This window comes from Knoellia flava TL1, from assembly GCF_000768675.1.
Taxonomy (GTDB): Bacteria; Actinomycetota; Actinomycetes; order Actinomycetales; family Dermatophilaceae; genus Knoellia; species Knoellia flava.
In genome coordinates this window covers 168930-191130 of the sequence record NZ_AVPI01000012.1, presented here as the reverse complement: position 1 = coordinate 191130, position 22201 = coordinate 168930, and the positions used below count along the sequence as shown (strand labels likewise).

Below are 22201 nucleotides of genomic sequence, written 5' to 3'. Positions count from 1 at the left end.
CCCGTCGCCGTCACGCGTCGTCCCCGACCAGTCCCGGACGCCGGCCCGCCGGACCCTCGGACTGCACGAGCGCGCCCGTCGTGGGGTCGAGCAGGGCATAGCCCTCGCGCCCGGGCAGCCGGGAGGCGATGTTGTTGGACAGCGCGAACCACCCCTCGCCGACGACGACCTGGGTCTCGTGCGCGCGGAGCGCCTCCTGCTGCCGCTCGACGACGGACGGGTCGACGACGGCGTGCGTCACGAGGTCGTCGTCGACCACGGACGGCGGGTAGGGGTCGTTCGGCGACGGGACGGCATACCCGGTCCCGGAGGGCAGGTGCGAGGCGAGCCACACACGGTCCTCGACGGCCCACGACCGTGGGGTATGGGTGACGAAGAGCGGTGGCGCAGAAGGCATCTGGGCGAGTGCCCTGCGCACTGCGTCGTGCACCCGGATGTGGTCGGGGTGACCGTAGCCGCCCTGCTCGTCGTAGGTCACGACGACGTCCGGGCCGATGGCCTCGACCGTCGCGCGCACCTCGGCGGCGACCTCGTCGAGGTCCGCGCCGGCGAACGCGCGGTCGTGCGCGAATGCCGCCGACCCGACCATCCCGGAGTCCCGGTATGCCGGCCGCCCACCCGCGTCGGCCGCGCCGAGCAGGTGGGAGGTCACCCCCAGAGTGGACGTCGCACCGGCCAGCTCGCCGCGCCTGTGCTCGGCGAGCGGGTCACCGTCGGCGCCCTCGAGGTGGGCCAGCGCGGCCGGGATGACCTCGCCCTCCTCACCGAGGGTGCACGTGAGCACGTGCACGTCGTCGCCGCGCTCGACGTGGTGCAGGATCGCGACGCCCGTCGCCAACGTCTCGTCGTCGGGGTGGGCGTGCACGAACAGCAGACGGGTCACTGCCGGACCGCGATGTCCGCGAGCTCGACGACGCCGCCGATCACCTCGTTGGCGGAGAGGTTCCTGACGTCGCTGCCCGCGATGTAGAGAGCCCGCCGCTCCGCGAGCCCGATGTAGGCGCCCTGCCCTTGGAGCGTCGCGTCGAGGGCCGCCCACGCCTCCTCGCGTTTGGTCCGGTCGGCGATCCTGCCGATGCGCTGGATCTCGGCGTTGACCGTCGCGTCGGCGAAGGAGCCGTAGTCGCGGCCCGGACCGGCTGCGGTGAGGTTGATCGAGCTGTCGAAGAGCGCGGGCAGGATCGTGCTCGCCGAGGCCCACGCCGGCGACCAGTTCGACCAGAACACGTCGTAGCTCGACGCGGCGGCGGGTGCGCCGATCGTCTGGAAGTAGTCGTCCTCGAGCGGCGTCAGGGTCGGCGCGAAGCCGGCCTCGGTCCACCCCGCGACGAGCGCGGCCATCGCCTTGTCGGCGACCGGGCTGGAGCGGTAGACGACCCGCAGCGGCACGGGCAGGGTGAGGCCCGCCTTGCCGAGCAGGACCTTGGCGCGGTCGGCGTCGCCACGCGGTCCGGCCGCGATGGGATCCTCGTCATGGTGCGCGGGCAACGACTCGGGGATGAGGGTCGTCGTCGGGCGGCCGGTGGTCGATCCGCCGAGGGCGGTGACGTAGGCCTGGCGGTTCGTCGCGACGGCAAGCGCCTGGCGAGCCTCGGGCTCGGCGAAGACCGTGCTCTTGACGTTGGGGACGAGGTAGTCGACGAGGCCGGTACCGGCGGTGACCGACCGCTCCTTGAGGGTGTCGACCGAGACGATGTGCTGCTGGATGGCCTGCGGCGCCGGGCCGAGCGACACCGCGTTCCTCGCACCGTCGCCGTCGGCGATGATCTGCTGCGCGACCGTCTGGGTCTCGATCCCCTCCTGGTGCTCGATCCGGTCGGGATAGGCCCGGCGGACCTCGTCGGTCGACGCCTTCCAGTGCGGGTTGCGCTCCCACGAGCCACCGGTGGAGGCGCGCCACGGGGCGGCGAGCTTGTAGGGGCCGCTCGAGAAGGCGACGTAGGTGCCGTCCTTGCCCTTGTCCGCCGACTTCTTCATCGGGGCGAACGCGGGCTGGCTCACCATCTCGTTGAAGTCGCCCACCGGTGCGCTCAGCGCGAACGTGATCATTGTGCCCCGGCAGACCACGGCCTTGTCGTATGCCGCGGCGCCGGCCGCTGCCGCCGGTCCCGTCGCATAGGGGCCGGCATAGACCGAGGCGCCGTTGGGCTGCTTCGGCACCGCGAGGACCGCGAGGGCGTCGGTCGAGCCACCGGTGATGACCGTCGTCGCGAAGGTCCGCGAGATGCCGTACTTGACGTCCTCGCACGTCACCGGGGAGCCGTCCTCCCACGCGACGCCCTCGCGGAGGGTGAACGACCAGGAGGTGAGGTCCTTGTTGGGCGTGCCCGCGTCGGTGGCGAGGTCGCCGACGAGCCGCGACTGGTTCCGCGGGTCGGTGCTCGGCTGGTAGGCGGTGAGGGTGCGCAGGAAGATCCGGCCGGCGAAGGCCGCGTCGTCCCGAGCGCTGATCCGCTGCGGGTCCCAGCTGAGGACCGGGCCGAGCGAGAGCGCCTTGAGGGTGCCGCCGCGCTCGTCGACGCGGTCCCGCGCCGCCACCTGCGGGGTCTCGGCGGCGTCGCCGTCGCCACCGATGAGGCTGCACCCGGCCATGCCCGAGACGAGGAGCACCACGAGAGCAGCCAGCATCGCCCAGACACGGTGGCTGGGCTGACGTCGGGACTGGTGCCGGCTGCTTCGGGTGTTCACGTGCGGGATACGTCCTCGGTGCGGCGCGGGAGCGGGCGCCTCAGTTCTTGCGGGCGCGTGAAGCCGTCCGGCCACGCACGGTCTGGTCGAGCTCGACCTTGCGGATGCGCACGGCCTCCGGGGTGACCTCGACGCACTCGTCCTCGCGACAGAACTCCAGCGACTGCTCGAGGCTGAGCCTGCGCGGCGGGACCACCTTCTCGAAGTTGTCGGCCGAGGAGGCGCGCACGTTGGTGAGCTTCTTCTCCTTGGTGATGTTGACGTCCATGTCGTCGGCGCGGGAGTTCTCGCCGACGATCATGCCCTCGTAGACCTCGGTGGACGGCTCGACGAAGAGCGTGCCGCGCTCCTGGAGGTTGACCATCGCGTAGGAGGTGACCGGCCCCGACCGGTCGGCGACGAGCGAGCCCGACGTGCGGGTGGTGATCGTGCCGAACCAGGGCTCGTAGTCCTCGAAGACGTGGTGCGCGATGCCCGCGCCACGGGTCTCGGTGAGGAACTCGGTGCGGAAGCCGATGAGGCCGCGCGACGGGACGAGGAACTCCATGCGGACCCAGCCGGTGCCGTGGTTGGTCATCTGCTCCATCCGGCCCTTGCGGGCGGCGAGGAGCTGGGTGATGGCGCCGAGGTACTCGTCGGGGGTGTCGATGGTGAGGCGCTCGACCGGCTCGTGGAGCTTGCCGTCGACCTGGCGGGTGACGACCTGCGGCTTGCCGACGGTGAGCTCGTAGCCCTCGCGACGCATCTGCTCGACGAGGATCGCGAGCGCCAGCTCGCCACGGCCCTGGACCTCCCAGGCGTCGGGACGCTCGGTCGGGAGGATGCGCAGCGACACGTTGCCGATGAGCTCCTTGTCGAGGCGGTCCTTGACCATGCGGGCCGTGACCTTGGAGCCGCGGACGCGGCCGACCATCGGGCTCGTGTTGGTGCCGATCGTCATCGAGATGGCGGGCTCGTCGACCGTGATGACGGGCAGCGGGACGGGGTTCTCGGCGTCGGCGATCGTGTCGCCGATCATGATCTCGGGGATGCCGGCGATCGCGATGATGTCACCGGGACGAGCCGACTTGCCCTCCTCGAGCGGCTTGCGCTCGAGCGCCTCCGTCATGAGGAGCTCGGTGATCTTGACGCGCTCGATGGAGCCGTCGTGCTTGCACCACGCGACCTGCTGGCCCTTCTTGATCTCGCCGTTGAAGACGCGCAGGAGGGCGAGGCGGCCGAGGAAGTTTGAGGCGTCGAGGTTGGTGACGTGCGCCTGGAGGGGCGCCTCGGTGTCGTAGGTCGGCGCCGGGATCGTCGAGATGATCGTCTCGAAGAGCGCGGTGAGGTCGTCGCCGCCGGGCAGGCCGCCGTTCTCGGGACGCTCGAGCGAGGCGCGGCCGTTCTTGGCCGACGCGTAGACGATGGGGAACTCGATCTGGTCCTCGGAGGCGTCGAGGTCGATGAAGAGCTCGTAGACCTCGTCGACGACCTCTTGGATGCGGGAGTCGGGGCGGTCGACCTTGTTGATGCAGAGGATCACCGGCATCTTGGCCGCGAGCGCCTTGCGCAGGACGAAGCGCGTCTGGGGCAGCGGGCCCTCGGAGGCGTCGACGAGCAGGACGACGCCGTCGACCATGGACAGGCCGCGCTCGACCTCGCCACCGAAGTCCGCGTGGCCCGGGGTGTCGATGATGTTGATCGTCAGGCCGTCGGCGAGACCCGCGTCAGTGGCCGCCTTGCCGGCGTAGTGGACGGCGGTGTTCTTCGCGAGGATGGTGATGCCCTTCTCGCGCTCGAGGTCACCGGAGTCCATGACGCGCTCGCCGGTGGTCTCGACGGTGGCTCGCTCGGCGAAGGCGCCTGCCTCCCAGAGCATCTTGTCGACCAGTGTGGTCTTTCCGTGGTCGACGTGCGCGACGATGGCGACGTTACGGATGTCGTCGCGTGTAGTGATGGGCATGATGCCCAGTCTCTCAGGGTTTCGCTCAGGGACGAAAACGGCGGGACTCCGCCAGGACCTCACTCAGTGCGTCGACGATCGGGAGGTCCCCGGGAAGCCACGGCACGGCATACAGGTCGTCCGCCCCGAGCCAGCGGAGCTCGTCGTGGTCCTCGATCGGCTCGGGCACGCCCTCCGTCACCTCGGCGAGGTGGACCGTCATCGCGTATGCCGTTCCCAGCGGCCAGCGACCGCGCTCGAGCGGGCCGTCGACCCGGTCGCCCACGGAGACCTCGACGCCGAGCTCCTCGAGCAGCTCGCGGTGGAGCGCCTCGAGGCTGGTCTCGCCGGGGTCGACCTTGCCGCCGGGCAGCTCCCAGCCCCCGGCGAGCTCGGCCGGCTCGGTGCGGCGCGCGGCGAGGATCTGCGTCGGCCGCGCGAGGTCGTCGACGAGTGCTGCGGCGACCACCTCGACGAGGTCGTTCGGCTGCTCGGTGGACACGTCGCCACTCCTTCCCGGATCCGGGTCTCACTCCGATAAACAAATGCATGGTGCGGTTGTCGCGGGGCCGGATGTCGCTAGGGTCAACCCGTCCGCTGCAGAGACGCACGACGCACGTGCCCGACTGCATGGTCGCTCCACCCCTTTGTGGCCAACCGTGGCCCCAGAGGTTCGCACATCCAAGCGAGGTATCGATGACGTTCAAGCGCAAGGCGACTCCCTTCGCCGTGCTGACGGCCGCGGCCCTGGCCCTCACGGCCTGCGCCCAGTCCGACCGTGACGACTCCGGGTCGGACTCCGGCTCCACTTCCGGAGGCGGCTCGTCCACGTTCACCTTCGGCGCCGCCGGCGCCCCCAAGGTGATGGACCCCTTCTACGCCACCGACGGCGAGACCTTCCGCGTGACCCGCCAGATGTTCGAGGGTCTCGTCGGCATCAAGGCCGGCAGCGCCGAGATCGAGCCCGAGCTCGCCGAGAAGTGGGAGCCGGACGCATCCGGCACCAACTGGACCTTCACCCTGCGCGAGGGCGTGAAGTTCCACGACGGCGAGCCCTTCAACGCCGACGCGGTGTGCAAGAACTTCGAGCGCATGTTCGACCAGAACCCGGCCGGCCAGGTCGCCGCCGAGTACTGGGCCGGCACCTTCGGCGCGTTCAAGGCCAAGGCCGCCGAGTCGCTCTACAAGGGCTGCGAGGCCAAGGACGAGAAGACCGTGGTCCTCTCCGTCACCCGCCCGACCTCCGGCTTCCCGACCTTCCTCTCGCTCGACTCGCTCTCGATGCAGTCGCCGAAGGCCATGGACGCGGGCAAGGCCAACGACGTCGTCGCCCAGGGCGAGGGCTTCGTCTACCCCGCCTACTCCAAGGCCGGCGTGGGCACGGGCCCCTACAAGCTCGAGAAGTACGACGAGGCCAACAAGACCGTCACGCTCGTCCGCAACGACGACTACTGGGGCGAGAAGGCCAAGAACGCCAAGGTCGTCTTCAAGATCATCCCCGACGAGAGCACCCGTCGCCAGGAGCTCGAGGCCAAGAGCATCAACGGCTACGACCTCCCGAACCCGGCCGACTGGAAGGGCCTCGAGTCCGCGGGCAACAAGGTCGAGATCCGTCCCGCCTTCAACGTGTTCTACCTCGGCCTCAACCCGACGAAGAACCCGAAGCTCACCGACCTCAAGGTCCGCAAGGCGATCTACCAGGCCATCAACCGCGAGGAGCTCGTCAAGACGCAGCTCCCCGAGGGCGCCAAGGTCGCGACGCAGATGATGCCCGACACCGTGAGCGGCTACAACAAGTCCCTCCAGCCGGTGGCGTACGACCCCGCCGCGGCGAAGGCTGCGATCCAGGCGGCCGGTGGGCTCACCCTGACGTTCGCGTACCCGTCCGAGGTCACACGTCCCTACATGCCGAACCCGCAGAAGCTCTACCAGGCGATGGCGGGTGACCTCGAGGCCGCGGGCATCAAGGTCAACACGGTCACCAAGCCGTGGAACGGTGGCTACCTCGATGGTGTCGACGCCAACGCGTTCGACGCCTTCCTCCTCGGCTGGACGGGTGACTACGACTCGGCGCACAACTTCATCGGCACGTTCTTCGGCAGCCTCGACGCCAACAACTTCGGCCTCACGAAGCAGGCGTTCGGCAAGACCCTCGCCGCGGACCTCGCCAAGGCCGACTCGACGGTCGACGAGGCCGAGCGCACCGCGATGTACGAGAAGATCAACCAGCAGATCCAGGAGGAGTACCTCCCGGCGCTCGCGATCAGCCACTCCCCGCCGGCGCTCGTCGTCGGTGAGGGCGTCGAGGGCGTCGTCGCCTCGCCGCTCACCGCGGAGGAGTTCAGTGGCGTGACCGTCGGCGGCAAGTGAGCCTGACCGCTCGCACCCGTTGACGGAGGTGGCCGTCCCGGCGAAGGATCGCCGGGGCGGCCACCGCCATGATGCAAGGAGGAACTCGTGCTGAGGTTCATCGTCCGCCGGCTCGTGCAGATGGTCGGCGTGCTCATCGTGTTGTCGTTGTTGTTGTTCCTGTGGCTGCGCTCCCTTCCCGGAGGGACCGTCTCGGCGATCCTCGGTGAGCGCGCCACCCCAGCCTCACGGGCCGCCATGGAGGCCCAGTTCGGCCTCGACCAGCCCGTCTGGGTGCAGTACGCCAAGTTCGTCGGCCGCGTCCTGCAGGGCAACTTCGGCCCGTCGACCGCGGTGCTCCCCGGCCGCGACGCCTTGGACATCTTCCTGCAGAGGCTTCCCGCGACGATCGAGCTGAGCCTCTTCGCTCTCGCCATCGCCGTCGCCCTCGGCATCCCCCTGGGCTACTTCGCAGCACGTCGCAAGGAGACGTTCCTCGACAACGCGTCGGTGGTCGGCTCGCTCATCGGCGTCGCGGTCCCCGTCTTCTTCCTCGGCTTCCTGCTCCAGCGCGTGTTCGCCATCGAGCTGGGGTGGCTCCCCGTGTCAGGGCGCCAGAGCACGGGACTGGACGCGACCCGGATCACCGGCTTCTTCGTCCTCGACGGCATCCTCACCCGTGAGTGGGATGCCGCGTGGGACTCGTTCAAGCACCTCATCCTCCCGGCGGTCACCCTGGCGACCATCCCGTTCGCCGTGGTCTTCCGGATCACCCGCGCCTCGGTGCTCGAGGTCCTCGACGAGGACTACATCCGCACCGCCGAGTCCAAGGGCCTCACCGCCCGGATCATCCGGGGGCGTCACATCCTGCGCAACGCCATGCTGCCCGTGACGACGACGATCGGGCTCCAGGTCGGTGCACTGCTCGCCGGCGCGGTCCTCACGGAGACGGTGTTCGGCTTCGCGGGCGTCGGAGACGCCCTCGCCACGGCTTTCCGCCTGCGCGACTACGCGGTCCTCCAAGTCCTGATCCTTGCTGCCGCAGGCATCTACGTCATCGTCAACCTGCTGGTCGACATCATGTATGCCGTGATCGACCCCCGAGTCCGGACGAGGTGACCGCCATGAACCCCTCCCCCATGGACCCCCGCCCCAGCGCCAAGAAGGACCGTATCGACTCCCTGGCCGAGACCTCCGGTCGTGGTGGCACCGCCACCGCCGTCAAGGACGTCCACGTCGGCGCCGCGGGCAAGGTCAAGGACACCGGCGGCGTCTCGCTCATCGCGAGCGCGTGGGCCCGGCTGCGCCGCAACCCGGTCTTCCTCCTCGGGCTGGCCATCACCGTCGTCTTCGTCCTGCTCGCGCTCTTCGCCCCCCTCCTGGCTCCCAACGACCCGACCAAGCGGATGCCCGAGCTCCTCGAGGATCTGAGTCGATCCACCAACCCGGTCCCCGGGCCGGAGGCCGGCTTTCCCCTCGGCTCGGACGACTTCGGTCGCGACCTGCTCTCGCGGCTCATCGTCGGAGCCCGACAGACGCTCATTGTCGGTGTCTTCGCCACTCTCTTCGGGCTCGCCGGCGGCATCATCCTTGGCACTCTCGCCGGCGCCTTCGGCGGCTGGGTCGACTCCCTCGTCATGCGCATCGTCGACGTCATGCTCTCGGTGCCGTCTCTGCTCCTCGCGGTCTCGATCGCCGCGTTGGCCCCCCGGCCGTCCCAGTGGACGGTCATCATCGCCATCGCCGTGGTGCAGGTGCCGATCTTCGCGCGTCTCCTGCGCGGGTCGATGCTCGCCCAGCGGGCCAGTGACCACGTGCTCGCCGCGCGAGCTCTCGGCGTCAAGCAGAGTTCCATCGTCTTCCGCCACATGCTCCCGAACTCGCTCGGGCCGGTCATCGTCCAGTCGACGCTCGTGCTCGCGACGTCGATCATCGACGCCGCCGCTCTGTCGTTCCTCGGGCTCGGCAACCCCGACGACCGCCAGCCGGAGTGGGGGCAGATGCTCGGCGCCTCGCAGCAGTGGATCCGCGACTACCCCCATCTGGCGTTCTATCCCGCCGCCTGCATCATCGTCGTCGCGCTCGGCTTCACCCTCATGGGTGAGTCGCTGCGCGAGGCGCTCGACCCCAAGAGCCGGAGGTGACCCGCGCATGAGCCCCACCACCACCGCGGACCCGACCCCCACCGACCAGACCAACGTCGCCGACCGCGACAAGGCCCGACGTTGGCGCGAGGGCGGCAGTGAGCCACTCCTGCGCGTGCGCGACCTGCGCGTGACGTTCCAGCGCCAGGGCCAGGAGCCCTTCGAGGCCGTCCAAGGCGTGTCCTTCGACGTCCACCCCGGGCAGACGGTCGGCCTCGTCGGCGAGTCCGGGTGCGGCAAGTCCGTCACGTCGCTCGCGATCATGGGCCTGCTGCCCCAGCGCGGCAACAAGGTCACCGGCACGGTCGACTACGAGGGCACCAACCTCCTCGACCTGTCCGACCAGCAGATGCGGGACAAGCGGGGCAAGGACATCGCGATGGTCTTCCAGGACCCGCTGTCCTCGCTCAACCCGGTCGTCCCGATCGGCCTGCAGGTCACCGAGGTCCTCGAACGCCACCGCGGCATGTCCCGCAAGGCGGCCACACCGGTTGCCCGCGAGCTCCTCGACCGTGTCGGCATCCCCGACCCCGACCGCCGGCTCAAGGACTACCCCCACCAGCTCTCGGGCGGCATGCGGCAGCGTGCGCTCATCGCCATCGCACTGGCCTGCCAGCCGCGGCTGCTCATCGCCGACGAGCCGACGACCGCGCTCGACGTGACGATCCAGGCCCAGATCCTCGCCCTGCTCAAGGAGCTCGTCGAGGAGTCCGGCACGGCCCTCGTCATGATCACGCACGACCTCGGCGTCGTCGCCGGGCTCTGCGACGAGGTCAACGTCCTCTATGGCGGCCGCATCGTCGAGCGTGGCGACCGGCACGACCTCTTCGCCCAGCCGCGTCACCCCTACACGCACGGCCTGCTCGCCTCGATCCCCCGGCTCGACGCACCTCGCGGCCAGCGCCTCACCCCGATCCCCGGGTCGGTCTCGGACAACCTGCCGTGGACGAGCGCCTGCGCGTTCGCCCCGCGCTGCTCGCAGCCGATCGAGGTCTGCACGCAGAAGATGCCCGAGCTCGAGGAGCACCACCAGCGAGCCCTGCGCTGCTTCAACCCCGTGGAGGCCACCCGATGAGCCAGACGACCACCGACGCGACGCAGCCGACGGACGGCGAGCGGCCGGCATACGACAGCAGTGACGTCCTCGTCGACGCCAAGGGCGTCAAGGTGCACTTCCCCATCAAGCGCGGCGTCATCTTCGACAAGACGATCGGCCACGTCTATGCGGTCGACGGTGTCGACCTGCAGATCCGGCGGGGCGAGACCTACGGGCTCGTCGGAGAGTCCGGCTGCGGCAAGTCGACGCTCGGGCGGGCGATCCTCAACCTCGAGCCGCCGACCGACGGCACCGTGACCTTCGACGGCGTCGACATCGCCTCGCTCAAGGGCGAGGAGCTGCGCAGGAAGCGCCAGGACATCCAGATGGTCTTCCAGGACCCGCTGTCGAGCCTCGACCCGCGCCAGTCGGTCGAGTCGCTGCTCTTCGAGGGCATGAAGGCGCACGGACTCGCGAAGAACGCCAAGGAGGCCCGTCCGCGGCTCGTCGAGCTGCTCAATGCCGTCGGCCTGCCGGAGGCGGCCCTGGCCAAGTATCCGCACGAGTTCTCGGGCGGCCAGCGCCAGCGCATCGGCATCGCCCGCGCACTGTCGGTCAACCCCAAGCTCATCGTCGCCGACGAGCCGGTCTCGGCCCTCGACGTGTCGGTGCAGGCGCAGGTCGTCAATCTCCTCGAGGACCTCCAGGAGGAGTTCGGCCTCACCTACCTCGTCGTCGCGCACGACCTCGCGGTCGTCCGGCACATCAGCGACCGGATCGGGGTGATGTACCTCGGTGCGCTCGCCGAGGAGGCCGACGCCGACGACCTCTACGCCCAGCCGCTGCACCCCTACACGCGCGCGCTCATGTCGGCCGTTCCGGTGCCGGACCCGGTCGTCGAGGACCGCCGCGAGCAGATCCTGCTCACCGGCGACCTCCCCTCGCCGTCGCGGCCGCCGTCGGGCTGCCGCTTCCACACCCGCTGCCCGTGGCGGCAGGAGACCAAGTGCGACACCGAGCGTCCGGTGCTGCGGGTGCCGGACATCCCCGGCGTCGGCTCCGGCCACCGCGTGGCCTGCCACTGGACCGAGCAGATCGAGTCCGGTGAGATCGAGCGGCACGAGGTCGCGCCCGAGGTCACCGACCTCAGCGACCTCCTCGACGGCGACGACTCCCTCATGGGACCGGCGTCGATCTCCGAAGCGCTCTGATCCGGTCGAATCCGGCCCCTGACGGCGCCGTGGACGGTAACGTCCGCGGCGTCGTCGCCTTTTCTCGGCGGCCGTCCCTGCCATCCTTCCTGGAGGTTCCATTGACCGTCCGACGCATCGCCGCCGCGGGTGTCCTCGCCGCAGGCCTCGTCGCAGGCACCGCACTCGCGGCCTCGGCCATCACGGGCGGACAGCCCGACGGTGAAGGCCACCCGAACGTGGGCCTCATCGCGTTCTACGACGCCACCGGGCGCTACCGCTGCACCGCGAGCCTCGTCACTCCGACCGTGCTCGTCACGGCGGCCCACTGCACCGACGGCACCGTCGGCAAGACGGCCGTGACCTTCGAGACCAAGATCGCCGACGCTCCACCGTCGCCGCTGCCCGTCGCCAAGGACACCACGGCCGGCTACACCTCGGCCGAGCTCAAGGCGGCCGGCTACCTCTCCGGGACCGCGCACACGCACCCCGCCTACTCCGACTTCACGGACATGAAGAACTGGAACGACGTCGGCGTGATCGTCCTCGACGAGGCGGTGACCGGCATCGCGCCCGTCAAGGTCGCACCGTCGGGTTACCTCAACCGCTTCACCCCCAGGATCCTCAACCAGACGCTCTTCACGTCGGTCGGCTACGGCACCGAGGTCCGCCAGGCAGAGACCGGCCCGCGCAAGCCCACCCCGCAGTCGTACCCGCTGCTGCGCCGCGTCACCGAGGAGAAGGGCCAGAAGCTCACGCCGCAGATCCTCCAGGTCAACGGGAACGAGAACGACCCGTTCGGTGGCGGCGGCACGTGCTTCGGCGACTCGGGTGGCCCGACCTTCAAGGGCGGCTACCAGGTCACCGTGACGAGCTACGGCTACACGTCGAACTGCCGCTACCTCGGTGGCCTGCAGCGCATCGACATCCCCGTCGTCCAGGACTGGCTCGCCGGGTTCGGCGTCTCCGCCGCGTCCTGACCCCGGATTCGCACGCCAAGGCCGGTCCCGCACCTCGCGGGACCGGCCTTCGCGCGTTGCAGGCATCGCTCCCGTATGCCGTCCGCGACCGGACGTCGGATAGGCGCGCCTTGCTGGACGGACCCGCCCAGCCGGGACAGGCTGGAGCCATGAGCCGCAAGCTGACCGACGAGGAGGTCGAGCGCCAGCTCGCCGACCTCCCCCAGTGGACCCGTGAGGGCGACGCCATCGTCGCGACCATCGAGGCGCCGGACTTCCCCACCGCCATCGCGATCGTGTCCGAGGCGGCCGAGGTCGCCGAAGAGATGAACCACCACCCCGACATCGACATCCGCTGGCGCACGACGTCGTGGCTGCTCACGACCCACGACGCCGACGGCCTCACCCAGCTCGACATCGAGCAGGCCCACCGGATCACCGAGATCGCCCGCCGGCACGGCGTCACCGTCGATGGCTGAGCCGACCGACCTCGTCGCCGAGCACGACGAGCCGCACGACCAGTCGTTCGGCGAGCGCCTCAACTGGCTGCGCGCAGGCGTCCTCGGCGCGGGCGACGGCATCGTGTCGACGGCCGGCCTCGTCATCGGCGTCGCCGCCGCGACGACCGACCGCGGGACGATCTGGACCGCGGGCCTTGCGGGCCTTGCTGCGGGCGCGATGAGCATGGCGGTCGGCGAGTACGTCTCGGTGAGCACGCAGCGCGACGCCGAGATGGCCCTGCTCGCCAAGGAGCGCCGTGAGCTGCAGGAGGAGCCGGAGGCCGAGCTCCAGGAGCTCGCCGAGCTCTACGAGGCCAAGGGTCTCAGTCCAGAGCTCGCGCACGACGTCGCCGTCCAGCTCACCGCGCACGACGCCCTCGCGGCGCACGCCGAGACCGAGCTCGGCATCGACCCCGAAGCACTGACCAAGCCGTGGCACGCGGCCTGGGCGTCGCTCGTCGCCTTCACGGTCGGGGCGCTCATCCCGCTCGTCGCGATCCTCGCGGTCGCGCCCAGCGCTCGCGTCCCCGTGACCGTCGTCGCGGTCGTCCTCGCCCTGCTCCTCACCGGCTGGGTGAGTGCCCGGCTCAGCTCTGCCCGCGTCGACCGCGCGGTCTGGCGCAACATCGCCGGTGGCCTGCTCGCCATGGGCGTCACCTACCTCATCGGCCTCCTCGTCGGGACCCAGGTGGGATGACGCGCATCCTCGTCGTCCAGCACGAGCCCGAGGCACCCGGCGGATGGCTCGCCGAACGCTGGGTGGAGCACGGCATCACCATCGAGACGGTGCGTGGCGACCTCGGCGACACCGTTCCGGATCGGCTCCAGCACGACGCCCTCGTCGTCCTCGGCGGGGCGATGAACGCCTACGAGGACGACGCGTTCCCATGGCTCGCACCGACGAAGGCGCTGCTGCGCACCGCGGTAGCGGACGGCATACCGACACTCGGCGTCTGCCTGGGCCACCAGCTCCTCGGCGTCGCCCTCGGCGGCGAGGTCGCGCTCAACCCGAGAGGGCGCACGAGCGGGCTGGTTTCGTTGTCCCTCAGTGCTGCTGGCGCGTCCGATGACCTCCTGGCCGGGCTCGGCGGTCGCGACGTCGTCCACTACAACGGCGACGTCGTCAGCCGCCTCCCGCTGGGGGCGCGGTCGCTCGCGACGGGGCCCGACGGGTCGGTCCAGGCTGCCCGTTTCGGGACGCGGGCCTGGGGTGTGCAGTTCCACCCCGAGACGACCCCCGAGATCTTCAGGGGCTGGATGACGGGCTTCCGGCCCGAGCCGCACGAGGCCCCCGACTCCCCCACGACCTGGCTCGAGGCGATGGAGTCGCGTCGCGAGGCGCTGCGGACGACGGGGTATTCCGTCGCCGACGCCTTCGCGCGTCAGCTCGCTTCAGTGCCGGTCGACGCCTGAGGGGCCGGACCGCTCAGTCGCCCCGGGTGGCGCGGAAGAGAGGCTCCGCGAGCGTGGACCCCATGACGTCCTCGAGCGAGACCGGTCGTCCGTCCGGGCCGGTGAGCGGGAGTCGCCAGTTGGGGTACTCGTCCTCGGTGCCCGGCTGGTTGATGGCGCGGCGGTCGCCGACGACGTCCGCGAGCGAGACCGCGCGCAGCACGCTGGGGGTATGGCCGATCCAACGGTGCATTGCCTCGACCATCGACGCCGGCCCGGCTCCGGGCTCGAGCCAGCCGCGCGCCACGAGCGCGTCGCGGACCGTGGCGATCGAGTGCTCCTCGGCGGCCCGCTCCTCCTCGACCGGCCGGGTGAGCAGGCCCAGCCGCTCGCGGATGGCGACGTGCTCGAGCGCGAGGAAGCCGGCTGTCGGCGGCAGGTCGTGCGTCGTCACCGACGACAGGCAGAGCTCGCGGTAGCTCTCGGGAGGCGTCGGCGCCCCGTCGGTGTTCTCGAACCACATGATGCTCGTCCCGAGCACCCCACGCTCGCTGAGGTAGTCGCGGGCGATGGCGGGGACGACGCCGAGGTCCTCGCCGATGACGACGGCGCCGGCACGCTCGGCCTCGAGGCAGAGGATGCCGATGAGGGCCTCGTGGTCGTAGGTGACGTAGGTGCCGTCGGCAGGGGTGAGCCCTTCGCCCTGCGGGATCCACCAGAGGCGGAAGAGGCCGATGACGTGGTCGACGCGGATGCCCCCGGAGTCGCGCAGGACCGTGCGGACCATGTCGCGGAACGGCGCGTAGCCGAGCTCCGCGAGCCGCTCGGGATGCCACGGCGGCTGCGACCAGTTCTGGCCGAGCTGGTTGAACTGGTCCGGCGGAGCCCCGACCGTCACGCCCCTCGCGAGCGCGTCGGCCAGGCCCCACGCGTCGGCGCCGAAGGGGTGCACGCCGACGGCGAGGTCGTGGACGATGCCGAGCGACATGCCGGCCTCCGTCGCCTCGCGCTGGACCTCGCCGAGCTGGCGGTCGAGCAGCCACTGGAGCCACATGTGGAAGTCGACGAGGTCGGCCTGCGCCGCGGCGAACTCGGTCACCGCCGGTGACGCCGGGTCGTGGAGCTCGACCGGCCAGTCCGTCCACGGCAGCCCGTGGCGCTCGGCGAGCGCGCACCACGTCGCGAAGGTCGCCAGACCCTCCCCCTCGCGCTCACGGAAGCGCTCGAAGTCGCGCGCCCGCCGCCCCTCCAGCCCGAGTGCGTGAATGAGGCCGAGCGCCTCGCGCTTCGCCGTCCATGCGGCGTCGCGGTCGATCGTGTCCGTGGCGTCGAGGGCGCGGACCGAGTCGGCGAGCTCGTCGACCCGGGCGCGGGCACCGGCGTCGAGTCGCACGAGCTCGGGGATGTCGCCGACCCGGAGGTAGACCGGGTTGACGAAGCGCCGCGTCGTCGGCAGGTAGGGCGAGGCCTCCATCGGCACGACCGGCTCGGCGGCGTGCAGCGGGTTGACGAGGACGAACTCCGCACCGAGCTCCGTCGCCGCCCACGACGCGAGGTCGCCGAGGTCACCCAGGTCGCCCACGCCCCATGATGCGGCGGACCGCACCTGGTAGATCTGCGTCATGAGCCCGGTCACCCCGCCGTGGCGCAGCGCCTCGGGCAGCTCGAGCCGCTGCGGCGTGACGACGAGGGTGGCCGTGTCGGTGCCGTCGGTCACCGCCGGTGCGTCGAGGTGGGCAACGATGCGGTGCCACCCCGTCGGCAGGTCGCCGGGCAGCTCGAACGTCGCCTCACCGACCTCGCGCCCGTCGATGGTGCGCGGGTGGACCCAGCGCTCCACCTGGGGCACGTCGCGGGTCGTCCCGTCCTCGAGCTCCACGGTGAGTCTCACGCCGCTCCCGTGGGGCACGTGGGCGTGGACCCAGGGAGTCCAGCCGGCACGGCATACGACGGTGGGTGGGAGGGTGCGCCGCCACGGGCGGTTCTCGGCGTCCGCAAGCGCGGCCGAGACGGCCTCCTCGGAGCCGGCGTCGACGCCGAGAGCGCCGAGGACGGTGCGCAGGGTCCGGTCCGAGATGACCGTGTGCTGGCCCAGCCAGTCGTGGAAGTCGGTCGCCACACCGTGGGCGTGCGCGAGCTCGACGAGGGCGGCGGACGGGGCGGTGGGGGTCACGTCACCCATCCTGCCCGTATGCCGTCCGCGGACCGGTGAAGGGCGCCACCGCGAGTGCGGTGGCGCCCTTCGTGACGGGTCCGGTCAGGTCACGGGCTGGCCGTGGTCTCGTGCGGACCGACGTCGAGCTTCTCGACGCGGGGGTCGCCCGCGTCGGCGAAGTAGTCGCCCTTGATGGTCTCGTCGTGGCCGTTCGACACCTTCATGGCGTTGAGGACCGCGCTGAGGACACCGGCGATGACGAGGTTGATGACGAAGGCCGTCATCGCGATGTAGCCCATCTGCGCGATGCCCGGGATGTTGGCGAGCGAGCCACCGAAGTGCGCGCCCGTCACCGGGTTGACGACGTTGTAGGCGGACCAGGTGCCGTAGACCATGCCGACCGCCCAGCCGGCGAGCAGCGCCCACCGGTGGAAGAAGCGGGTGTAGAGGCCGAAGACGATCGACGGGAACGTCTGGAGGATCCAGATGCCACCGAGGAGCTGGAAGTTGATCGCGTTCTGCTTGTCGAGGAGCAGGACGAAGACGAGCGCGAACGCCTTGACGACGAGCGAGACGAGCTTGGAGACCTTGGCCTCCTGCTGCGGCGACGCATCCGGCTTGAGCCACTCGCGGTAGATGTTGCGGGTGAACGTGTTGGCCGCCGCGATCGACATGATCGCCGCGGGCACGAGCGCGCCGATGGCGATGGCCGCGAAGGCGATGCCCGCGAACCAGCTCGGGAACATGTCCTCGAAGAGCTGCGGGATGACGAGTTGCGCGTTGGGCTTGCCGTCGAGGCCGATCGGCTTCGTGCCCGCCGCGATGGCGACCCAACCGAGGAGGGCGAGGAGGCCGAGCACAAACGAGTAGGCCGGCAGGATCGCGGCGTTGCGCCGGATGACGTTGCGGCCGCTCGCCGACAGGCTCGCCGTGATCGAGTGGGGGTACATGAAGAGCGCGAGCGCCGAGCCGAGGCCGAGCGTCGCGTAGGCCCACATCTGCGTGCTGCCGGGGATGAACGCCCCCGTCGGCTTGCCCGTCGCCTCGTTGACCGTCGTCATCTTCTGCTCGGCGGCGCCGAAGATGGAGTCCCAGCCACCGACCTTGGTGGGCAGGTAGATGATCGCGACGATGATGACGAGGTAGATGAGCGTGTCCTTGACGAACGCGATGACCGCCGGGGCGCGCAGGCCGCTGCTGTAGGTGTAGGCCGCGAGCAGGGCGAAGGCGATGAAGAGCGGTGCGTCCTTGGCGATGATGTTGCTGCCACCGCCGAGGCCGACGACCTCCAGCACGGCCTGGATTCCGACGAGCTGGAGGGCGATGTAAGGCATCGTCGCGAGGAAGCCGGTGAGGGCGACGGCGAGCGAGAGCTCACGGCTGCCGTAGCGACCCTTGACGAAGTCGGCCGGGGTGACGTAGCCGTGCCGGTGGCTCACCGACCACAGCCGCGCCATGAAGACGAAGATGATCGGGTAGAGCACGATCGTGTAGGGCACAGCGAAGAAGCCCGCGACGGCACCGGTCGCGAACATCGCCGCCGGCACCGCGACGAACGTGTATGCCGTGTAGAGGTCGCCTCCGAGGAGGAACCACGTGATCCACGTGCCGAACGAGCGACCGCCGAGGCCCCACTCGTCGAGGGACTCCATGCTCGTCGGACGGCGCCACCGCGTGGCCATGAAGCCCATGACGGTGACGAGCAGGAACAGGGCCGTGAGGACGACCAGTGCGGTCCAGTTGACGCCGCTCATCGCCGGCCTCCCTCGGTGTCGGTGGGTCCGTCGGTGCCGCGGTCGGTGTCGGCCGCGCGGTCGTCTAAGGGCTGGCCGTCGTGCAGGTCGGTGTCACCGGCGTCGCCGATCGTCGCTCCCCGCTCGTGGCGGCCGTGGTGGCGGCCCGGGCGTCGCTGCGCGTCACCCATGGGCCGGTGCGGGCGCGCCCGGAGCACGAGCTGGTAGGCGGTCCAGGTCATCGCCGAGCAGAGGAACACCCAGAGGAACTGGTACCAGATGAAGAACGGGAAGCCCCAGAGCTTCGGCTCGACCTTGCTGTAGGAGCTGACCCACATGAGCGCGACGATCGGGATGAGCAGGAGCACCCCGGCCGCGGCGAGCAACCCCTTGTTGGCGGGTGGGACCGTGTCATGGTCCACGACCTCGTGTTCGTCCACGGGAACGACCTCTTTCGTCTCGGATGCGGGCACCGTTGAGCGCACCACCGCGACACAATAGGGGCTCGAGGTGGCGCAGGTCACAGTGGCGCGCCGCCGTCCTTGCCGCTCGGTCCCGGACCGTAATCCGGTTGCAGGGTGCGCTCTCGGTCGCGACGCTTGCCCGCATGGGGACACCCGAGGGCTTCGACTGGCACGAGCGCGGCGACGGCAGCGTGGTCATCACCCACCACGGGTCGATGGCGACGGTGCTGCGGGGTCGCCGCGCCCGCGACTTCGTCGAGGACGTCGAGGCAGGCGACGACCAGGAGCTCATGGCACGCGTCACCGGCAACTACAGGCGCGGCAACGAGCGCACCGCGAAGCAGCACCCGCGCAACCGCTGACGCAGGACGCTTGTATCCCTTCCGCCCCGCTCCCGGGGCCCGGCGCACCCGTCGGGGTCCTCGCGAAGGCGTCACCCGTCACGCTTCTCCAGGGACCGGACAGGCGACGAGCCCGGGCGTAGCCTCGAGACGGAGGTCGGCCATGAAACATCTGCCGCGCATCTGCCTGACGGTTCTGCTGCTCACCGGGATGGTCGTCGGCTGCTCCACGGACGAGCCGAAGGTCGGCCCGACAAGCTCGCCGTCGACGTCCGCCTCCGACTCCACCGGGCTCCCGTGGCCGGCCATCCAGAATGAGAAGCTGCCGTCCGAGGAGGTCCTCGCGCTGCGCCGAGAGCTCAGCCGCTGGGTGCAGGAGGGCTTCGTCAAGGGCGTCACTGCTGCGGTGGTCACGCCCAGGGGGGTGTGGAGCTCGGCCAGCGGGGTCGACGGGGCCGGCGCGACGCTCGACGCTCGGGCCGGGATGGCGCTGGGCGAGATCACGATGACCTTCGTCGCCGCCGAGGTCATGCTCCTCGCGGAGCGGGGCAAGGTCGACCTCGACCGGCCCGCCTCCACCTACCTCGGCTCTCCCCTGCTCTCGAACGGTGCGACCGTGCGTCAGCTGCTCAGCCAACGCTCCGGGATCCGCGGGAGCTGGGACTTCGAGGCCGTCGCAGCCAAGCCTGACACCCGCTGGACCCCCGAGCAGCTCCTCGCCACCTCGAAGACACCGAGCACGGCTCCGGGCGGGGACTACCGGTACGCCGACGGGAACTACGCGCTCCTCGGTCTCCTCGCCGCCAAGGTCGGGGGCGCGGACCTCGCCACCCTCCTCGAGCGCGACCTGTGGCATCCGCTCGGTCTCGAGCGCCTCGTGATCCAGGACCCTCAGACGATGTCTCCACCGCTGGCCGCGCCCGGCGCGGACGAGTCGCTGCCGCAGGCCATCCGGGACCGCACGTGGATCCCCTTCCGCTCGTGCGTCGGCGCCCTGGGCGGTGCCGGCGCCGGCGCCGGGGATGCGGAGTCGTTGGCGCGGTGGGGCTGCGCGCTCTACGGCGGCCTGCAGCTGCACCCGGAGTCGGTCGCCGAGATGACCAAATTCACCGAGGACCAGCACTACGGACTGGGGACCATCAACTTCGCCGACGACTACTGGCAGAACTTCGGCATGGACGGGATCGGCCACGTCGGCGCCATGCCCGGCTATCGCAGCGTGGTCGCCGTCTACCCCGAGCAGCAGCTGTCGATTGCGATCCTCGTCCCGTCGAAGGTCGACGCGCACCCCTTCGTCCGCCAGCTCGTCACCGCCGCCAGGCTCCTCGACTGATGACCCTGGCGACTCCGACGACGCCGACGCCGACGCCGACGACCCACCGGCATACAAGAAGGTCCCACGGATCGCGACCTCCATGCCGCGTTCTGTGGGACCTTGTCGACCGAACCCGACGGTCAGACGTTGAAGCGGAACTCCACGACGTCGCCGTCCTGCATGACGTAGTCCTTGCCCTCCATGCGGACCTTGCCGGCAGCCTTGGCCGCGGCCATCGTGCCCATCTCGTCGAGGTCGGAGAACGACACGATCTCGGCCTTGATGAACCCGCGCTGGAAGTCGGTGTGGATGACCCCGGCCGCCTGCGGCGCGGTCCACCCCTGCCCGATCGTCCACGCCCGCGACTCCTTGGGGCCCGCGGTGAGGTAGGTCTGCAGCCCGAGCGTGTGGAACCCGGTGCGCGCGAGCTGGTCGAGGCCGGACTCGGTCGCGCCGAACCCCTCGAGCATCTCCTGTGCGTCCTCGGGCGACATGTCCATGAGGTCCATCTCGAGCTTGGCGTTGAGGAAGACCGCGTCGGCCGGCGCCACGAGGTCCCGGAGCGACGACTGCAGACCTTCGTCGGTGAGCTGGTCCTCGTCGAGGTTGAAGACGTAGATGAACGGCTTCGTCGTGAGCAGACCCAGCGCCTTCGCCTCGGCGAGGTCGACACCGGCAGGCGGCCCGGCGGCATACAGGGTCCTGCCCTCCTCGAGCACCTTCTGGGCGGCGAGGGCGTTCTCGAGGAGCGGCTTGCTCTCCTTCTTGATGCGCGCCTCCTTCTCGAGGCGCACGACGGCCTTCTCGAGGGTCTGGAGGTCGGCGAGGATGAGCTCGGTGTGGATCGTCTCGATGTCGGACTCGGGCGAGATCTTGCCGTCGACGTGGACGACGTCGCCGTCCTCGAAGGCGCGCACGACCTGGCAGATGGCGTCGGCCTCGCGGATGTTGGCGAGGAACTTGTTGCCCAGGCCCTCACCCTCCGAGGCTCCGCGCACGATGCCGGCGATGTCGACGAAGGACACCGTCGCGGGGAGGATCTTCTCGGAGCCGTGGATCTCGGCGAGCCGCTCGAGCCGCGAGTCCGGCAGCGGGACGACGCCGACGTTGGGCTCGATGGTCGCGAACGGGTAGTTCGCGGCGAGGACGTTGTTCTTGGTCAGGGCGTTGAACATCGTCGACTTGCCGACGTTGGGGAGCCCGACGATTCCAATGGTGAGTGCCACGGGGACAGGAGTCTACCGGGGCGGCCGGCGTGCCCTCGCCACGCGACGGACGCCCCACCCCGCGAGCGCCCCCACGGCGAGGCCGGCGACCGCCAGCCCGGCATACGTACCCGCCGACCCGCCGTCCTCGTTGGTGAGGGCGTAGACGAGCGCGGCCACGCTGACGAGCACCCACACGAGGACGAACGCGACGCCGAGCAGCCCCGCCAGGAGGGCGAGGAACCTCCCGCCGCTCACCCCATGCCGCCGGGCGTCTCGCTGTTCTCGAGATAGATCGGGTATGCCGTGGAGCCGCCGTCCAGGACCCGCTCCAGCATCCGCGCGGTGTACGGCGCGACGTGGTCGGCCAGGTCGGCGGGCGCGACCCAGTGGACCGCCCTGATCTCCCGCCGCAGCAGCGTGAGCCCGTCGACGAAGCTGCGCTCGACCGCCCCGAGGTCGAAGAGGAAGAGCACGGCGTCGTCCCAGCCCCGCCACGGCGGCAGCCAGTTGACCGCGGAGAGCCCGTCGACGCCGACGGCGACCCCGAGCTCCTCGCTGATCTCGCGCACGACGCACGCGGCCGGGGACTCCTTGGGGTCGACGACGCCTCCCGGCAGGTCCCACTCCCCCTTGTAGGCGAGCTCGCACAGGAGCACCTCGCCGTCCTCGTTGCGCAGCAGCCCCTGGGCGATGTTGCGCTTGCGCGGCAGCCGCGAGTTGAGGATGTTGATGGCGGCATGGCGGCGTGACTCGGTCGCGGTGTCGGTCTCCCCAGCATCGGCCATGCACCGAGGCTAGCCTGCGAG

At 70.4% G+C, this 22201-nt stretch carries 21 protein-coding genes; 11 read left to right on the top strand and 10 right to left on the bottom strand.

What is annotated here, in order from left to right:
• Positions 1 to 10: 10 nt before the first annotated feature.
• The 4 genes from mshB to N798_RS06240 all read right to left on the bottom strand — a co-directional run bounded on the left by mshB (position 11) and on the right by N798_RS06240 (position 5111).
• Positions 11 to 883 carry an N-acetyl-1-D-myo-inositol-2-amino-2-deoxy-alpha-D-glucopyranoside deacetylase gene (gene mshB / locus N798_RS06255; protein WP_035947085.1) on the bottom strand — a complete coding sequence of 291 codons (873 nt, stop codon included), beginning with the start codon at positions 881 to 883 and terminating at the stop codon, positions 11 to 13.
• Positions 880 to 2628 carry an ABC transporter substrate-binding protein gene (locus N798_RS06250; protein WP_035947083.1) on the bottom strand — a complete coding sequence of 583 codons (1749 nt, stop codon included), beginning with the start codon at positions 2626 to 2628 and terminating at the stop codon, positions 880 to 882. Before N798_RS06250 ends, mshB begins: the two co-directional genes overlap by 4 nt.
• Positions 2629 to 2728: 100 nt before the next feature.
• Complete coding sequence (typA, locus tag N798_RS06245) at positions 2729 to 4630, bottom strand: translational GTPase TypA (protein ID WP_035947082.1); 1902 nt, start codon at positions 4628 to 4630, stop codon at positions 2729 to 2731.
• Between the two features lie 25 nt (positions 4631 to 4655).
• Complete coding sequence (locus tag N798_RS06240) at positions 4656 to 5111, bottom strand: (deoxy)nucleoside triphosphate pyrophosphohydrolase (RefSeq protein ID WP_035947080.1); 456 nt, start codon at positions 5109 to 5111, stop codon at positions 4656 to 4658.
• Positions 5112 to 5305: 194 nt separating this feature from the next.
• Here N798_RS06240 and N798_RS06235 point away from each other — a divergent pair, with 194 nt between their 5' ends.
• From N798_RS06235 to N798_RS06195, 9 genes are all read left to right on the top strand, one after another.
• Positions 5306 to 6979, top strand: coding sequence for an ABC transporter substrate-binding protein (locus tag N798_RS06235; protein ID WP_035947078.1), 1674 nt, complete (start codon positions 5306 to 5308; stop codon positions 6977 to 6979).
• A gap of 87 nt (positions 6980 to 7066) precedes the next feature.
• Positions 7067 to 8077, top strand: coding sequence for an ABC transporter permease (locus tag N798_RS06230; RefSeq protein ID WP_035947077.1), 1011 nt, complete (start codon positions 7067 to 7069; stop codon positions 8075 to 8077).
• A 5-nt stretch (positions 8078 to 8082) separates the two neighbouring features.
• Entirely contained in the window at positions 8083 to 9102 is a 1020-nt protein-coding gene (locus tag N798_RS06225) for an ABC transporter permease (protein ID WP_084100176.1), read from the top strand.
• 7 nt (positions 9103 to 9109) lie between these two features.
• Complete coding sequence (locus N798_RS06220; protein WP_084100174.1) at positions 9110 to 10177, top strand: ABC transporter ATP-binding protein; 1068 nt, start codon at positions 9110 to 9112, stop codon at positions 10175 to 10177.
• A complete protein-coding gene (locus N798_RS06215) occupies positions 10174 to 11349 on the top strand; it encodes an ABC transporter ATP-binding protein (protein ID WP_035947073.1) in 1176 nt (391 codons plus the stop codon). Before N798_RS06220 ends, N798_RS06215 begins: the two co-directional genes overlap by 4 nt.
• A 101-nt stretch (positions 11350 to 11450) precedes the next feature.
• Positions 11451 to 12308 carry a trypsin-like serine protease gene (locus tag N798_RS06210; protein ID WP_035947070.1) on the top strand — a complete coding sequence of 286 codons (858 nt, stop codon included), beginning with the start codon at positions 11451 to 11453 and terminating at the stop codon, positions 12306 to 12308.
• Positions 12309 to 12457: 149 nt separating this feature from the next.
• Positions 12458 to 12766: a 4a-hydroxytetrahydrobiopterin dehydratase gene (locus tag N798_RS06205; RefSeq protein ID WP_035947068.1), complete on the top strand. Its 309-nt coding sequence runs from the start codon at positions 12458 to 12460 to the stop codon at positions 12764 to 12766.
• Positions 12759 to 13484: a VIT1/CCC1 transporter family protein gene (locus tag N798_RS06200; RefSeq protein ID WP_035947066.1), complete on the top strand. Its 726-nt coding sequence runs from the start codon at positions 12759 to 12761 to the stop codon at positions 13482 to 13484. The genes N798_RS06205 and N798_RS06200 overlap by 8 nt, the downstream gene beginning before the upstream one ends.
• A complete protein-coding gene (locus N798_RS06195; protein WP_035947064.1) occupies positions 13481 to 14200 on the top strand; it encodes a type 1 glutamine amidotransferase in 720 nt (239 codons plus the stop codon). The genes N798_RS06200 and N798_RS06195 overlap by 4 nt, the downstream gene beginning before the upstream one ends.
• A 13-nt stretch (positions 14201 to 14213) precedes the next feature.
• Here N798_RS06195 and malQ read toward each other — a convergent pair whose 3' ends face one another.
• From malQ to N798_RS17235, 3 genes are all read right to left on the bottom strand, one after another.
• Entirely contained in the window at positions 14214 to 16361 is a 2148-nt protein-coding gene (malQ, locus tag N798_RS06190) for a 4-alpha-glucanotransferase (protein ID WP_188450367.1), read from the bottom strand.
• 80 nt (positions 16362 to 16441) lie between these two features.
• Entirely contained in the window at positions 16442 to 18088 is a 1647-nt protein-coding gene (gene mctP, locus N798_RS06185) for a monocarboxylate uptake permease MctP (protein ID WP_035947060.1), read from the bottom strand.
• The gene (locus N798_RS17235; protein WP_052116972.1) at positions 18085 to 18507 is read right to left on the bottom strand and encodes a DUF3311 domain-containing protein; all 423 of its coding nucleotides are present in this window, start codon (positions 18505 to 18507) and stop codon (positions 18085 to 18087) included. The genes mctP and N798_RS17235 overlap by 4 nt, the downstream gene beginning before the upstream one ends.
• A gap of 167 nt (positions 18508 to 18674) precedes the next feature.
• On the opposite strand from N798_RS17235, the gene N798_RS06175 reads away from it, so the two are divergent.
• The gene (locus tag N798_RS06175; protein ID WP_035947173.1) at positions 18675 to 18893 is read left to right on the top strand and encodes a hypothetical protein; all 219 of its coding nucleotides are present in this window, start codon (positions 18675 to 18677) and stop codon (positions 18891 to 18893) included.
• 142 nt (positions 18894 to 19035) lie between these two features.
• Complete coding sequence (locus tag N798_RS06170) at positions 19036 to 20205, top strand: serine hydrolase domain-containing protein (RefSeq protein ID WP_035947058.1); 1170 nt, start codon at positions 19036 to 19038, stop codon at positions 20203 to 20205.
• Positions 20206 to 20327: 122 nt separating this feature from the next.
• Here the strand turns inward: N798_RS06170 and ychF are convergent, their stop codons facing one another.
• The 3 genes from ychF to N798_RS06155 are packed head-to-tail and all read right to left on the bottom strand — an operon-like array spanning position 20328 to position 22180.
• Positions 20328 to 21413, bottom strand: coding sequence for a redox-regulated ATPase YchF (gene ychF, locus N798_RS06165; protein ID WP_035947055.1), 1086 nt, complete (start codon positions 21411 to 21413; stop codon positions 20328 to 20330).
• A 12-nt stretch (positions 21414 to 21425) separates the two neighbouring features.
• Entirely contained in the window at positions 21426 to 21650 is a 225-nt protein-coding gene (locus tag N798_RS06160; protein ID WP_035947053.1) for a hypothetical protein, read from the bottom strand.
• Entirely contained in the window at positions 21647 to 22180 is a 534-nt protein-coding gene (locus N798_RS06155) for an NUDIX domain-containing protein (RefSeq protein WP_035947051.1), read from the bottom strand. Before N798_RS06155 ends, N798_RS06160 begins: the two co-directional genes overlap by 4 nt.
• Positions 22181 to 22201 lie beyond the last annotated feature (21 nt).